The 13,368-nt window shown below is 33.7% G+C and carries 15 protein-coding genes and 1 pseudogene; 3 read left to right on the forward strand and 13 right to left on the reverse strand.

Features of this window, described 5'->3' with window-relative positions:
- Positions 1-238: 238 nt before the first annotated feature.
- The 3 genes from GQ46_RS16160 to GQ46_RS16170 form a co-directional block, all read right to left on the reverse strand.
- Positions 239-619, reverse strand: a complete 381-nt coding sequence (locus GQ46_RS16160) for a hypothetical protein (RefSeq protein WP_044403965.1) — start codon at positions 617-619, stop codon at positions 239-241.
- 170 nt (positions 620-789) lie between these two features.
- Positions 790-1,359, reverse strand: a complete 570-nt coding sequence (locus tag GQ46_RS16165; RefSeq protein ID WP_044403969.1) for an SRPBCC domain-containing protein — start codon at positions 1,357-1,359, stop codon at positions 790-792.
- A gap of 75 nt (positions 1,360-1,434) precedes the next feature.
- Positions 1,435-1,611 carry an integrase core domain-containing protein gene (locus GQ46_RS16170; protein WP_156133263.1) on the reverse strand — a complete coding sequence of 59 codons (177 nt, stop codon included), beginning with the start codon at positions 1,609-1,611 and terminating at the stop codon, positions 1,435-1,437.
- A 123-nt stretch (positions 1,612-1,734) separates the two neighbouring features.
- Between GQ46_RS16170 and GQ46_RS18150 the strand changes: the two are divergent.
- Positions 1,735-1,818: pseudogene (locus GQ46_RS18150) on the forward strand (transposase); the annotation flags it as partial.
- Between the two features lie 452 nt (positions 1,819-2,270).
- Here the strand turns inward: GQ46_RS18150 and GQ46_RS16175 are convergent.
- The 7 genes from GQ46_RS16175 to GQ46_RS16210 form a co-directional block, all read right to left on the reverse strand.
- Positions 2,271-2,981 (reverse strand): CPBP family intramembrane glutamic endopeptidase, encoded by a 711-nt coding sequence (locus GQ46_RS16175; protein ID WP_044403972.1) that lies wholly within the window; start codon positions 2,979-2,981, stop codon positions 2,271-2,273.
- A gap of 284 nt (positions 2,982-3,265) precedes the next feature.
- The gene (locus tag GQ46_RS16180; RefSeq protein WP_044403975.1) at positions 3,266-3,772 is read right to left on the reverse strand and encodes a hypothetical protein; all 507 of its coding nucleotides are present in this window, start codon (positions 3,770-3,772) and stop codon (positions 3,266-3,268) included.
- 215 nt (positions 3,773-3,987) lie between these two features.
- Positions 3,988-4,482, reverse strand: a complete 495-nt coding sequence (locus GQ46_RS16185; RefSeq protein WP_044403978.1) for a hypothetical protein — start codon at positions 4,480-4,482, stop codon at positions 3,988-3,990.
- A gap of 13 nt (positions 4,483-4,495) precedes the next feature.
- Positions 4,496-4,699, reverse strand: a complete 204-nt coding sequence (locus GQ46_RS16190) for a YozE family protein (RefSeq protein ID WP_044403981.1) — start codon at positions 4,697-4,699, stop codon at positions 4,496-4,498.
- 673 nt (positions 4,700-5,372) lie between these two features.
- Positions 5,373-6,227, reverse strand: a complete 855-nt coding sequence (locus GQ46_RS17285) for a reverse transcriptase family protein (protein ID WP_052503510.1) — start codon at positions 6,225-6,227, stop codon at positions 5,373-5,375.
- Between the two features lie 9 nt (positions 6,228-6,236).
- Entirely contained in the window at positions 6,237-6,527 is a 291-nt protein-coding gene (locus GQ46_RS16200; protein WP_052503511.1) for a helix-turn-helix domain-containing protein, read from the reverse strand.
- An 885-nt stretch (positions 6,528-7,412) separates the two neighbouring features.
- Complete coding sequence (locus GQ46_RS16210; protein WP_156133265.1) at positions 7,413-7,928, reverse strand: hypothetical protein; 516 nt, start codon at positions 7,926-7,928, stop codon at positions 7,413-7,415.
- Between the two features lie 806 nt (positions 7,929-8,734).
- Between GQ46_RS16210 and GQ46_RS16215 the strand changes: the two genes are divergently transcribed.
- Positions 8,735-10,372: an ABC-F family ATP-binding cassette domain-containing protein gene (locus tag GQ46_RS16215; RefSeq protein ID WP_044403990.1), complete on the forward strand. Its 1,638-nt coding sequence runs from the start codon at positions 8,735-8,737 to the stop codon at positions 10,370-10,372.
- Positions 10,373-10,551: 179 nt separating this feature from the next.
- Here the strand turns inward: GQ46_RS16215 and GQ46_RS16220 are convergent, their stop codons facing one another.
- From GQ46_RS16220 to GQ46_RS16230, 3 genes are read right to left on the reverse strand one after another with little or no spacing between them, the layout of a single operon-like run.
- A complete protein-coding gene (locus tag GQ46_RS16220; RefSeq protein WP_044403993.1) occupies positions 10,552-11,484 on the reverse strand; it encodes a DUF4421 family protein in 933 nt (310 codons plus the stop codon).
- Positions 11,485-11,516: 32 nt separating this feature from the next.
- Positions 11,517-11,936, reverse strand: coding sequence for a DUF4174 domain-containing protein (locus GQ46_RS16225; protein WP_044403995.1), 420 nt, complete (start codon positions 11,934-11,936; stop codon positions 11,517-11,519).
- Between the two features lie 20 nt (positions 11,937-11,956).
- Positions 11,957-12,628 (reverse strand): NAD-dependent deacylase, encoded by a 672-nt coding sequence (locus GQ46_RS16230; RefSeq protein WP_044403998.1) that lies wholly within the window; start codon positions 12,626-12,628, stop codon positions 11,957-11,959.
- A gap of 31 nt (positions 12,629-12,659) precedes the next feature.
- Between GQ46_RS16230 and GQ46_RS16235 the strand changes: the two genes are divergently transcribed.
- Positions 12,660-13,319, forward strand: coding sequence for an RNA methyltransferase (locus GQ46_RS16235; RefSeq protein ID WP_044404004.1), 660 nt, complete (start codon positions 12,660-12,662; stop codon positions 13,317-13,319).
- Positions 13,320-13,368: the final 49 nt, after the last annotated feature.

Below are 13,368 nucleotides of genomic sequence, written 5' to 3' on the forward strand. Positions count from 1 at the left end.
ATAGAATATGCCGCAGGAAAGTTTGTAAGTTGGCAGTGAACTAGTAATTAATTAGACACGGTGTTGCCATTTCGTTTTTTTTAAGAGTTAAAATAGTCTACTAAATTTCGTTTTCCGATTTTCAGCATTTGAGTAAATTCGTTCCGGGTATTATTCCGTAATAGTTTCAATTCAGATTTTTAGTCGTAATTCGTGTGAGTAAGGCATTCCACGTTTTATAATTTAACGCCGTTATTTGTCAAACATTTTGTTTTTCTAATTTTATCTGAGAACTTCTCTTAAAATTATTGACTGAATATGTATAAAGCATAGTTGCTGAAAATACGAGATTCAGAATCCCTATAGCTAAACCTACAAATAGTAATTGCTTTGCACTATTATTAAATTCACTAAATTCAATTAATTCCGAAAGTAAAGCTCCGAGAAAACACAAATTGACTAAAAAGAAAAGAATTCCTAATATTATTCCTGAAATTCTATTTTTAAAAATAATTTGAAGCATTAAGAGTAGTACAATTCCGATAAAAATTGGATTAACGTAAAATGGTGGTGAATAGCCAGCTAAAATGGCTAAAACTATTAAGTAATATTCAGGTAATTTAAAGAATATAGTTTTCATTCTTTTTTTGAGATTGTTCTGTTATGAATGGTAACGTGTTTGTGTATGATTAGTTGCTTGGTCAAGCAACTATTTAGCAGATAATTACCAACCAAGAAAGTCCGCGAGCACTTTCGTAAGTAGGTGAAAACTAGCAATGAATTACACATTGTTGCCAACAGTTTTTACTATTATTCTCTTTCTAAATGAGTTATTAAATTCATTAAAATCTTTTCGTTTGCTGGAATGAAATAGTTCATTAGTGAGAGGTATTTCGGATTATTTTTATATCCAATTCCATAAGATTTAACACTCGTATATCCATCTTCCATTTCTTCAAAATAGATAACATTATAAAAGTCTTTCGCCTCTTTTTTCATAAATTCAGGGAAGTTATCAGTAATTTCAGCTTGGAGTGTAATCAATCTGTTAGGGACGTAATTTATAATGTGAGTAATAATTGTGGTGCTGTCTCCTATCTTACCTTCTTTATTGTAGTTAGATTTAATAAATCCGCCAACTTTTAAATCCACTTCGGCTAATGGTGCTGCCCAACTTTCATAACCTTTTTTAGTTGTGTATGCGTTCCAAACTGAATCAATTGGTGACTTGACTGTGAATTCTTGAATTAAAACTAATTCCGGCGTTTTGGTTGAGTCAATTTTTGATGTTACTCTTTTCAGTTCGACGCCAGAATTATCTTGTCCAAAAGTGAATGGACTCACAAGAATAAACAATAATGTTATCAGTAAGTTTTTCATAATATCTATTTTATAATGGTTATTTCTGTTTTTTAATGTCTCGTCTTGAAATACGGCTACAGGTTAAAATTGATTTTAGGCTGATAAATGATATACCATATTAGCTGTTTCATAGTCTAAAGATAAATGGAATCTAATTTCGTTATATAGATTATTTGTATTTTTTGTTGCTCTCTTGGCGTGTGCTACATTTGCAAAGGTCTGGTGGAGATGAAATTCGTCTTTTAAGATGGCGTTTACGCGTTCTGCCATTGCATTTTGTTCATGATTTAGTATTTCTTTTTATAGGAATTCACGAATCTTCGCTTTGCTACGATTTCATAACAATGATTTTTTTCTGTCATACTGATAGTAAAACAAGTACATCAAGATCTATTAACATGTTTAGAAACCATTCCAGGGATAGGTAGAAAAACAGCAATCATGTTTATCGTTTTAGCAGGTGCTTTTAATCGGTTTTTGCTTTAAACACGAAGTATAGGATTGGGATGATGATGATCGCGGCTGAAATGATGAGTGAGGTTATAAATACGAATTTGAATACGTAGAACAAGAGGACAAAGAAAATAATTGCTACTACGAAACCTATGGCTATTCCTTTCATTTGTTTGTTTTTATTTGATTGCGTTACCTAAGGTAGGAATATTTTTGGATGTTGGGAGGGTAATTTTGAAATGTTTTCGTGAGTTTTTCATACTACTTCAAAATGCTGGTTAAGGAACATGCTTTACATAAGTTAAAGATTAGACTTTACATTAGATTGGTTTCTAACCTTATTGATTTTTGTTTTATCTTTTTTGTTCTAAAGCCAAATCAAAAGATTTGGCGGACTTGGTTTAAAGCTCTAAACTTTGGGTTAAGCACCAAAACCCTTATAAATTATAGCCATTGTTGTGTGGCGTTTTTTGTTTTTAATCAATTACTCTGCCAATCATAGAACCTGAATTAAGTACACAATGAGCAATAATTAATGGCCATAAATTTCGTCCAAACTTTACATATGCTATTCCCATAACTAAACCAATAATACCAACTGTAATTGACCTTTCGGAAAAATCATTAGAATGTCTAAAACCAAAAATTGCCGCTTGTAGTATCACAGCTATAACAGTTGCGAAAGATGTCGAAGAAAACAACTTTTCAATCCAATTCATTAAAAAGCCTCTATCTAATAATTCCTCTAACATTGACTCAAGTAGAATGAAAGGAATAATTAGAAAAAAATGTCCCCAATTTCCTTTCAAGTTTCCAAATTTAGAAACAGCGCTTTCGGATGAAGTATCTGCGCCTAAGGAAAATGGTAAAAGGTCTATTAAAATATTAAACGCTATTAATGATAACATTGTAGCAGCAAGAATTATAGATGAAACTCCTAATGTTCTCCATAAATTCTCTGGTTTTCGTAGGCCTAATTCTTTCCAAGTAACATTTCTTACCTTCATTCTCCACGTTGCTATAATTAAGGTTGTGAATGACCAATAAAGACCATTTGCTATAAATCCTACTTTTGGAATATATATTTCTCTAACCAAAAACATTATAGAAATGTAAATAATTAGGTCAAAAAGAAATCCTTTATAATTGGTTGATTTTGAAACTGTATTGGTAATGTTGAGATTCATATTGGTTGTTTAGTCTGTTGGTCTTTTTATTAGACGACATCTTCTCAAATTTTTACAATTCTAAATTCGAGTTACTTTTTTTAATGTTCGTTAAGATACATAGTTTACACAAGTTATAGATTAGACTTTACATTAGATTGGTTTCTAACCTTATTGATTTTTGTTTTATCTTTTTTGTTCTAAAGCCAAATCAAAAGATTTGGCGGACTTGGTTTAAAGCTCTAAACTTTGGGTTAAGCACCAAAACCCTTATAAATTATAGCCATTGTTACCTGCTGGCTTCTTTAACATGGCGACCAATATTCAAATCGGATTAACTTCCCATTTTTTATACTAATACGTATTCCGTCATCAGCTTTTTCGTGAAAGAGAACTATTGTTCCTTTTAATTTTTCTCCAAAATGTTTAGCTAAACTATCCCCAAAAATTTCAATTAATTCTTTTAAATCCGTCTCACAAGTCAAATCTCGATTACCGTATTTTATTTTGATAGAATTGTCGTTTTCTAAATCAACTTGTTCTAAGACATAAAGTTCTTTTTCGTTTCCAGTGAATTTTATTTTACCATAATCAAGAGTGAAATATTCACCATCTTGAGAATCCGTTGATAAAAATCCACATTCATAGTTTGGGTCATATGTCTTTGTCGGTTCGCCTAATTTTTTTATTACTTCCGATTTAGTAGAATGGAAATTCAGTCCGTTATATTTGATTAAATCAAAGTTTACAGATTGTGCAAAACTCAATTCTGCTATTAGTAATAATAATATGATTAAATTTAGTTTTCTCATTTTTTGCGCTTGCAGGTAACGTCTCCGTATATGGCTCGTAGCGTGTAAATTATGAAATTATTTTCGGATTAAGCACGAGTCAGATTTTTAAATTTTACTATTTATCTTTTTTCTTGTAAATCGTCAAATTTGAAAATTTGGCGACTTTCCAAATATGCCTTAACTTTGTTCAAGCAACTGACCAGCTATGAGCTATATACGTTGTTGCCATTTCGTTATTTCCGCCCGAGTAAGTTTTCCGCTGTCATAATTTCGATTGCTTTTTCCGTTTCAGTTTGTCCCTTATTCATTGAGCCTGGAAGCATAATCAACCTTTTTTTCATTTTGCCATTTTCATCCTCAAATTTTACTTCGAAGCGTGAACGTGTCAATCCGAAAATTGCTTTTTTCAAGTTGACACTTTTAATTTTATTCCGTTCGATTATTGGCGTTGCAGAGTTATTTAAACTACTAAATATTCCGTAAATCAGAAAAATTCCGATTGCTCCAAATAAAATCGCTGGAAAAGTCTTTCCGTCTTGATAATTGGTAAAAGCAAAATATAACAGTACGATTGAAAGTCCGCCATAGATTATTAAAATCCGAGATATATTATTTCCGACCGTAACTTTTGCAACATTTCCAATAATTCCGTCTCTGGTTAAAATGATTTTATCAGGTAAAATATGGCAATATCCTGTTTTGGTTTTAAATGTCTTTTCGTTCTCCATTTTTTAGAAAATGCTACTTTACTCTTTTATATTCCGCAAGAAATTCTTGAAACGTTTCATTCGTTCCGCCTCTCCTTGTTTGGGTTTCTAAATATTCCAATTTTTCTTTATCAGATTTTTTTGACGGAAAATTTTTGTCGCCTAAAATATCGTTTGCTAAATCTCCAATTGGACTGTCGAGTGAAGCACAGTCTTTAATAAATTTGTTTATTGTCATATTATTTCGAGTTTTTTTATAATGAATGGCAACGTTAAGTGTAAGGATAGTTGCGTTTATAAGCCACTAAAATAGTAAATATTAACCAACCAGAGGAAAATCCGCAGGATTTTCCGAGTAAGATAGAACCAAGCAATTATATTTACACATTGTTGTGTACAGTGTTTTATATTTTTTTATTCCATTTACAGCACTGAAAGTCGGCTGTTCAAAACATTGCGTTTTGCGGTAATCAGCAGTTTTAGAGTCCTGTTTTTTATCCGTAATAGGAGTAGAGCAGTAGTCCGCAACAGTTGCGCATTTAACTTGTCAGAAATGGATTGAGTGGTAAATCCGTTGTATTGCTCCGTTTTGCTTTATAATCCGTTTACAAGCCCTTATTTTGCGCAATAATTGCGCGTTAATTTTTTTTGATAAAAATTAATGCCGTTTTGATTTGGGTTTAAGAGAATTTGGTTTTTTTGTGAGCCGAGTGAGCCATTGTACACAACGGTTTGTGTATGAAACGTAGCGCGTAAAAAGATGCTGACTTTTCGGATTAACACAGAGCCGAATTTTTATGTTTTGTTTTTACTTTTTTATTTTAAAAGCCAAATTTAAAAATTTGGCGGTCTTTGTAAATAAACACAGACCTTTCGGTTAAGTACTTACTAGCTATGTTTTATACACTTTGTTAGGGTGCGTTTTTTTTCTCCGCAATTCTTTTTATATATTTTATTCGTTGAATATGTCCATTTCTAGAGGCTTCACTTCTTGTTAAATCGACAGACCGTTCAAAAGTGTGAGGTAAGGGACTAATTGCGTTATTTTTAACTTGAATGCCTGTAACTATTGGATTATGTGTACAGTAGTGAGTCTTTTTAAAATTTATTTTCAAACCACGATTGCGCAGTTCCTCCAAAATTTGAGGTGTCCTATCTTTAAAATCAACTGGACTTGAGATTGTTATATCATCTACATAGACTGAAACTTTTAATCCGTCATTTTTATATTTTTCAAACAAGTCGCCACAACTATGAAAAACAACCAATGAAGCTAAAAATGAAGAAGTCGGACAACCTTGGGGAATAGCTCCTTCTTTAGTTGAAATACGAGTTATCAGTTTTGCGATATCTGGGTAAAATCCTTCTTTTCTTAAGGCAGTTTCAACAGTCGTGAAATGAACAGACGGGTAGAAGTCTTTTAAATCGGTAAGGAAGAAATACTTGTTTCCTTGATGATAACGGGCGTTTAAAACCGCATCTTTTTTCTTTAAGCCTCCAAAAAAATATTCAGGTAGTTTAAGTTTATACAAGACATTATTCAATAATCTAGATTGAACAAATTTTAATTTGTTGACAGGAGCGTTTATTGGTCTTGTTAAAGGTTTTCCATTTTCAAATCTTGGTTGTCCTTTTTCATCTGTTTTAGGTTCATCCCAATTTCTGTAAAATTTACTTTCGTTTAAGTCAAGAGAGGAAGATAATTTTAGAAGTAAACTTTTATCTATTTTTAAAGCATAAGCTAAATCTTTTACTCTTTTCTTCATTTCAAAAAGTTATGAAATGAAAACATCACTTATTAGACCTTTGATAGAAGGTTCTAACATTCTGAAAGCTTCTTGCTTAGACTGGGCTATATCTTCTTTATCAAGAGAAAAGAATACCAATACAGGCATTGGTATAGCAAGAGCGTTAGCAATTTGCTTTAGAATACTTAATGTAGGTTCTTTTCTGCCTTTTTCAATTGAAGAAAGGTAAGATTGTGACAAACCACATTCGACAGCAAAATCAGTTTGCTTGAAACCTTTTTGCTGTCTTAAATCTTTTATGGCATTACCTATATTCATATCAATATTTGATTTAAAAAAAATGAGAAGTGGGGAATTAGAATAACCCTGAGATATCGTCAATTCCGAAGAATTTCAAAAATCTTAGAAGTAGGGAGAGAACTTTCAAAATTTGGTCCGGACTGTTGTCCTTTTCATTGTTTGACATCTCTTCCAACTCTACTAGAATTGCTTCTAGCAAAGCTTTATCCTCTTCCGAGAACGCGTACCCGCTCTTTGCGAGTAGTGACCTCACTCCGTTCTGGAGTTGGTCAACTCTGTGTTTGTGTTTCATACTATATCGTATAATTTAATTAACTAGTTTATAAAAAACTAGGGGAGCACTATGCTACCTGCTTAATTAGCTGCGTGAACCCAAATAGGATATAGTCCTAAACACTTCTCAAGTTCCTGCTTAAATTTAAAACCTCTTATAGTAATTAGTTTCCTCTTTAAGCAATCTTGTAAGGGGTTGAATAAATCTAAATCTGTCTTCTTCTGTACTTCTTTTCAGTTGTACGTCCGTTCGGTCATTAGGTCTCTTGTTGCCATTACAAATACCCATTACGGGTGGAGGGAAAATCCCTCTTCAATAGTTTTAATAAAAAAACTCTTGGGTTCACTACACAAACATTTCAAAGAACTACAATGCAAATATACACAAATTATTTCTGTGAGCAATAAAAAAGGCAAAAAAGGTTAATATATTTTCTGTGGGGAATAAAACTAGTTTATTTTACTAGGGGTTTGAAGTTTAAGCGAAAGGTTTGTTTAAATGCACCCTAACGTTTGGTGTAAGGATAGTTGCGTTTATAAGCCTCTAAAATAGTAAATATTAACGAACCAGCGGAAAATCCTGCGGATTTTCCGAGTAAGAGCGGACCAAGCAATTATATTTACACATTGTTACCTGCTGTTATTTTGTTTTAGTTTTTTTCCGTTTCGATATTCAATCCGTAATTCAGTTCCATCTTTATTCAGACAATATTCAGTTCCGTGTTTTTTGTTTTTCAGATATTCACAACGATAGGTCAATTTGTCATTCTCGTGCTGTTCAACAAGTGTCTTTTTTCCGTTTTCGTCGAAATGTATAAATTCAGTTGTTGGTTTTTTCAATCCAAAATTGGTAACTTTTCGTTTGTTTTCAGTTCCGTCATAAAATTCGGTAATACTGGCTGGAATCGGTTTGTCAGTTCCGTTATAATACGTTATAGATTTAATTAATTTTCCGTTCGTAAAATATTCCTCATAAACTAAATGTCCGTTGTTCCGAATGTGTTGAGCTTGTCCAGAAAATAGATCTTCATTAGACAACTTATAAGTCAAGTTATTTTCTGTATACAAGTCTTTCATTCCAACTATTTCTTGAGCGAAAAGTTGGTTTAAAGAACAGAGTATAATGATTAGAAAAATGTTTCTCATAATTGCAGGTAACGTTTGGTGTAAGGATAGTTGCGTTTATAAGCCACTAAAATAGTAAATATTAACGAACCAGAGGAAAATCCGCAGGATTTTCCGAGTAAGAGAGGACCAAGCAATTATATTTACACATTGTTGTGTACAGTGTTTTATATTTTTTTATTCCATTTACCGCACTGAAAGTCAGCTTTTGGCAACATTGCAATTTGCTTTAAGCAGCAGTTTTAGAGTCCTGTTTTTTAGCCGTAATTGGAGTAGAGCAGTAGTCGGCAACAGTTGCGCATTTAACTTGTCAGAAAAGGATTGAGTGGTAAATCCGTTGTATTGCTCCGTTTTGCTTTTTAATCCGTTTACAAGCCCTTATTTTGCGCAATAATTGCGCGTTAATTTTTTTTGATAAAAATTAATGCCGTTTTGATTTGGGTTTAAGAGAATTTGCTTTTTTGTGAGCCGAGTGAGGCATTGTACACAACAAAGATATATGATTACTATTAACTATATATCTCTTATATGCGCACTAAGATAATAAATTATTATTGCTCTATTTTGTTACTCCTGTATTGTCCATATTTTAATATCATTCTTATACTAGCAATGTATATTTATGTCTTTTATTAGGAGAAAACGATGGTAGCTAAAGCTTTTTAAGTATTAGCAGGTAGTATTTAATTTTGGTATTATATGGGATTTTAATACGCTTAACCGCGAGATGATTATCGTTTTCAATTAACCCAAAAAAGATAATGTCAAAAAATAAATAGATAACACTCCACGCTTTTTAGTACTTTCGCGCTTTCAAAAAACAGATCATGATTACAGTAGATAATATTGCAGTAGAATTTAGTGGCACCACCTTATTTAAAGACGTTAATTTCGTGATTAATGAGAATGACAAGATTGCTTTAATGGGTAAGAATGGGGCAGGGAAATCCACAATGATGAAGATTGTTGCAGGAGAACAAAAAGCCACCCGCGGGAAAGTGAGTTGCCCAAAAGATACGGTTATCGCTTATTTACCACAGCATTTGTTAACCCAAGATAATTGCACTGTTGTTCAAGAAGCGTCTAAAGCTTTTGCTTCTGTTTTTAAAATGCGCGATGAGATGGACCACCTCAATAAGCAATTGGAAACGCGAACAGATTATGAGAGCGATGAATACATGGCAATCATCGAAAAAGTTTCTGAACTAGGGGAGCGCTATTATGCTTTAGAAGACGTAAACTATGAGGCAGAAGTAGAGAAGGCACTTAAAGGCTTAGGCTTTAAACAAGAAGATTTTACACGATTAACAAACGAATTTAGCGGCGGTTGGCGTATGCGAATAGAATTAGCAAAAATTCTATTACAAAAACCCGATTTAATTTTACTCGATGAGCCTACAAACCATATTGATATCGAATCTGTTATTTGGTTGGAAGACTTCTTAGTGAATAAAGCCAATGCCGTTATGGTAATTTCACACGATCGTGCCTTTATCGATAATATTACGAATCGTACCGTTGAGGTCACTATGGGACGTATTTACGACTATAAAGCCAATTACTCTCACTATTTACAATTACGCGAAGACCGCAGACTACACCAAATAAAAGCCTACCAAGAACAGCAAAAATTTATTGCCGATAATATGACGTTTATTGAGCGTTTTAAAGGCACTTATTCTAAAACCAATCAAGTGACCTCTAGAGAGCGTATGCTTGAAAAGTTGGAGATTATTGAAGTTGATGAAGTGGATACTTCTGCTTTAAAATTGCGTTTCCCACCCGCGCAACGTTCAGGGGATTACCCAGTAACCGTTGAGAACTTAACTAAAAAATATGATGACCATGTGGTGTTTAAAGATGCCAATATGTCTATTAAAAGAGGCGAGAAGGTCAGTTTTGTTGGTAGAAACGGGGAAGGGAAATCTACGATGATTAAATCTATTTTAGGTGAAATTAATTTTGAAGGTAAGTGTAGTCTAGGCCATAATGTGCATGTTGGGTATTTTGCACAAAACCAAGCGGCTTTGTTAGATAATGAGTTAACCGTATTTCAAACGGTTGATGAGGTTGCCAAAGGCGATATTAGAACAGGTATTAAAAATGTTTTAGGTCGCTTTATGTTTAAAGGGGATGATATTGATAAAAAAGTAGGGGTGTTGTCTGGTGGAGAAAAAACCAGATTAGCCATGGTAAAACTCTTGTTAGAACCGGTAAACTTGTTAATTCTGGATGAACCTACAAATCACCTGGATCTAAAATCTAAAGATGTACTTAAAGAAGCCTTATTAGATTTTGATGGGACCCTTATTCTGGTTTCGCATGATCGTGATTTCTTGCAAGGCTTGTCTGAAAAAGTATTCGAATTTAAAGACCAACGTGTGATTGAGCATTTTGAATCTATTGATGCCTTTTTAGAGCGTAATCGTATTGATAGTTTAAAAGCTATAGATTTAATGAAGTAATCTGGTATATATTTCAATAAAACGGCTTCATTTTTAGTGAATTTAGCTGCTTTTTTTATCCAATAAATACGTGTCGAGAAGTCGTTTTAAAGGTGGTCGCACTACTTTTTTTGTTAAAAACACTCCTGTTTACTTAAACTTAGTACGATTGTTTGACAGAGACGTTGAGTTGAAAGCATTTATAAATCTATTTGCTCTTTTACCCATTTTGAACTTCGTTTTAAAAATGCAGGCGGATCAAACCGATAGCCAAAATACAAGCTGGCGTAACTTTTATCATTTACAAAATTGCGCGCAGTGGCCCTATTAGCTTCTGTAGAATCAAAATTAAAAACGGCCCCTGTACTTATGTGTTCACTGGTATAGCCAAATTGTAATTTAAAGTTTAAAGCCTTGGTTAAAAATGCAAATGATTCTGTGCTGTTGGCTATTTTTTCTTCAGAAAACCGAACACCTAAGGCCGGAGCAATGCCTCCAGTAACAAAATAATTGGTGTTTATCGTTCTTGTATAATAGTAGCTTGGTGAAATAGAGAGGTCATAATTATTCTGAATGTACTTGCCGGCTTCATTGTAATCAGATAAACGATTAAAACCATAATTAAGCGTAGGCACTAAGCTACCAGCGCTGGTTCTTTGCCACTCGTTTAACGCCACTAAATGCCGCAATGAAAACGCATCATTTAATGTGTAAGACGTACTTCCGGTCCAGCTTGTGGTTTTTAAATGAGGAAGGGCTGCCAAGGTCATATTTATATTTGTACTCTCTTGATAAAACCCTTGTACCTTTCGGTATTCTAAAGTCTGTAACCATTGCTTTAAAAACAATCGCAATTGAATATTTCTAAACTTAGACTGGTTGCTTCCACGAGCACTGCTTGGTGAGAAATTAACACTCAAACCAAAAAACGAGTAATTTGCAGAAAATTTCAGTTTGTATACGTTATTCGCTTCGGCGATAAACGAACGTTCCGCTGCGTTAGTAATTAAGAAAGATTCACTCTGTTTGTTAAAGTCAACCTTAACTAACATCTTGTTGGAGAAACTTATAATATCTTGTCCATGTGTGGTGGTAACAAGTAATAAAATAACGATTAGAAAAGTGTACTTCATTAAAAAGGGCTTAGATTATTTTAGTTATATCATTAGTTTTTTCTCATTTCAGCCTGCCGCATGGGCATAGAATCAATAAGATCAAATAATGTTTTAGTGGTTAGCAGACCTTCTTTTTTTAGTTTAACAGTGCCATCTAAACCAATTAAAATGACTGCAAAGGCGTCATTAGTATCCATGAAGCTGTTAAATAGAAACGAAGCGGCTATCCAGTTGCTAGCATTGGTACTCACTTTGTACTTCTTTGGTAAAACATTGTAAACTAATACTTTTCTTTCGATAAGTTCATCTTGAGCAGCTGCTAATTTTAAAATTTGATTTTTATAGTTATCAGAAGCTTCATTATCAGAAATAATAAGCAGTACTCTATTTTTCCATTGGTGTTTTTCTAAGTGTTGTGATTGCATCGTGTTTAAACTTAAAATGGTAATTAAAATAATGATAATACGCATTGGAGATTCTGTTTACTGTTTTAAAAAATTGAGATAAACTCATGGATGCCTTCGGTTGCCGGTTTAGCAATCACGGTCAGGTTTTTTGTGCTTGAAATAGACGGGTTAGGGTCTATAAAATAAGTGGGTGTATTTTCTGGAACACAATGCATTAAACTGGCAGCAGGATACACTTGCAGTGATGTGCCTATAATAAGTAGCTTATCTGCCGTTTGGCAAATGGCAGCGGCTTCGTCTATTAAAGGCACGGCTTCGCCAAACCAAACGATGTGCGGTCGTAATTGATCGCCATGGCTATCTAAATCCCCTAATATAAGGTCTTTTTTCCAATCCAGAATTAAGTTTTCATTGCGAACGCTCCGTGCTTTTAAGAGTTCGCCATGCAAGTGAATCACATGACTACTGCCAGCGCGCTCATGTAAATCATCGACATTTTGAGTAATAATGATGACTTTAAAATGCTTTTCAAGATTGGCCAATTCAAGATGCGCCTTGTTGGGTTTTACTTCTAATAACTGTTTACGTCTTTGGTTATAGAAATCCAAAACCAATTCAGGATTTGCCGCAAAGCCTTCTGGTGAGGCTACAGACATAACATCATGCCCTTCCCATAAGCCATTGGCGTCTCTAAATGTTTTTAATCCGCTTTCGGCACTCATTCCAGCGCCAGTTAATACAACTAGATGTTTCATGCTTTAAAAATAATCTTTAATTTTGAATTCTATGATAGATATAAAACTCTTAGAACATTTAGAAACGTATTTAACGCCAAAACGCTTAGCACGTTTTCATAAAGTATTAGCACAGCGTACAAAATTTTTTACTGTGGCGACCGAAGATGTGTATCAACTTCATAATACAAGTGCCGTTATTCGTAGTTGTGATGTCTTTGGCATTCAGGAAGTTAACATTGTTGAAGAGCGCAATAGTAAACGAATTGATCGGGAAATTGCCATGGGCGCCCAAAAATGGGTGGATTTAAAGCGCTACCAGTCGGTTAAAGACTGCCTGAAAAGTTTAAAAGCACAAGGCTATCAGATTGTGGCAACCACACCACACACCAATGATTGTGAATTGTATGATTTTGATGTGACTAAGAAATCTTGTTTTTTCTTTGGAAGAGAAACCGAAGGGCTCTCTGATGAGGTACTGAAGGAAGCAGATGTGTTTTTAAAAATTCCGATGGCTGGTTTTACAGAAAGTTTGAACATATCGGTCTCTGCTGCCATTATTTTGCAGCATGTAACGACTAAGTTGAAGAAAACTGATAGCGATTGGCAGTTAACAGCTCCTGAAAAACTCGAAAAGCGTTTAGACTGGTGTAAGAAAACCATTAAAAGTTATGATGACATTATAGAACGTTATTATGAAACAAAAAAATAACTAGCTAGAATAAGCTGTTGGTATTTTAGGTAGTAGTGCACTTCTTTTT

This window comes from Lacinutrix sp. Hel_I_90 (assembly GCF_000934685.1).
GTDB lineage: Bacteria > Bacteroidota > Bacteroidia > Flavobacteriales > Flavobacteriaceae > Lacinutrix.

Excerpts from the sequence above, each read along its gene's own strand:
- GQ46_RS16160 (WP_044403965.1), bottom strand. The coding sequence starts at position 619 with ATGAAAACTATATTCTTTAAATTACCTGAATATTACTTAATAGTTTTA.
- GQ46_RS16165 (WP_044403969.1), bottom strand. The coding sequence starts at position 1,359 with ATGAAAAACTTACTGATAACATTATTGTTTATTCTTGTGAGTCCATTC.
- GQ46_RS16170 (WP_156133263.1), bottom strand. The coding sequence starts at position 1,611 with ATGGCAGAACGCGTAAACGCCATCTTAAAAGACGAATTTCATCTCCAC.
- GQ46_RS16175 (WP_044403972.1), bottom strand. The coding sequence starts at position 2,981 with ATGAATCTCAACATTACCAATACAGTTTCAAAATCAACCAATTATAAA.
- GQ46_RS16180 (WP_044403975.1), bottom strand. The coding sequence starts at position 3,772 with ATGAGAAAACTAAATTTAATCATATTATTATTACTAATAGCAGAATTG.
- GQ46_RS16185 (WP_044403978.1), bottom strand. The coding sequence starts at position 4,482 with ATGGAGAACGAAAAGACATTTAAAACCAAAACAGGATATTGCCATATT.
- GQ46_RS16190 (WP_044403981.1), bottom strand. The coding sequence starts at position 4,699 with ATGACAATAAACAAATTTATTAAAGACTGTGCTTCACTCGACAGTCCA.
- GQ46_RS17285 (WP_052503510.1), bottom strand. The coding sequence starts at position 6,227 with ATGAAGAAAAGAGTAAAAGATTTAGCTTATGCTTTAAAAATAGATAAA.
- GQ46_RS16200 (WP_052503511.1), bottom strand. The coding sequence starts at position 6,527 with ATGAATATAGGTAATGCCATAAAAGATTTAAGACAGCAAAAAGGTTTC.
- GQ46_RS16210 (WP_156133265.1), bottom strand. The coding sequence starts at position 7,928 with ATGAGAAACATTTTTCTAATCATTATACTCTGTTCTTTAAACCAACTT.
- GQ46_RS16215 (WP_044403990.1), top strand. The coding sequence starts at position 8,735 with ATGATTACAGTAGATAATATTGCAGTAGAATTTAGTGGCACCACCTTA.
- GQ46_RS16220 (WP_044403993.1), bottom strand. The coding sequence starts at position 11,484 with ATGAAGTACACTTTTCTAATCGTTATTTTATTACTTGTTACCACCACA.
- GQ46_RS16225 (WP_044403995.1), bottom strand. The coding sequence starts at position 11,936 with ATGCGTATTATCATTATTTTAATTACCATTTTAAGTTTAAACACGATG.
- GQ46_RS16230 (WP_044403998.1), bottom strand. The coding sequence starts at position 12,628 with ATGAAACATCTAGTTGTATTAACTGGCGCTGGAATGAGTGCCGAAAGC.
- GQ46_RS16235 (WP_044404004.1), top strand. The coding sequence starts at position 12,660 with ATGATAGATATAAAACTCTTAGAACATTTAGAAACGTATTTAACGCCA.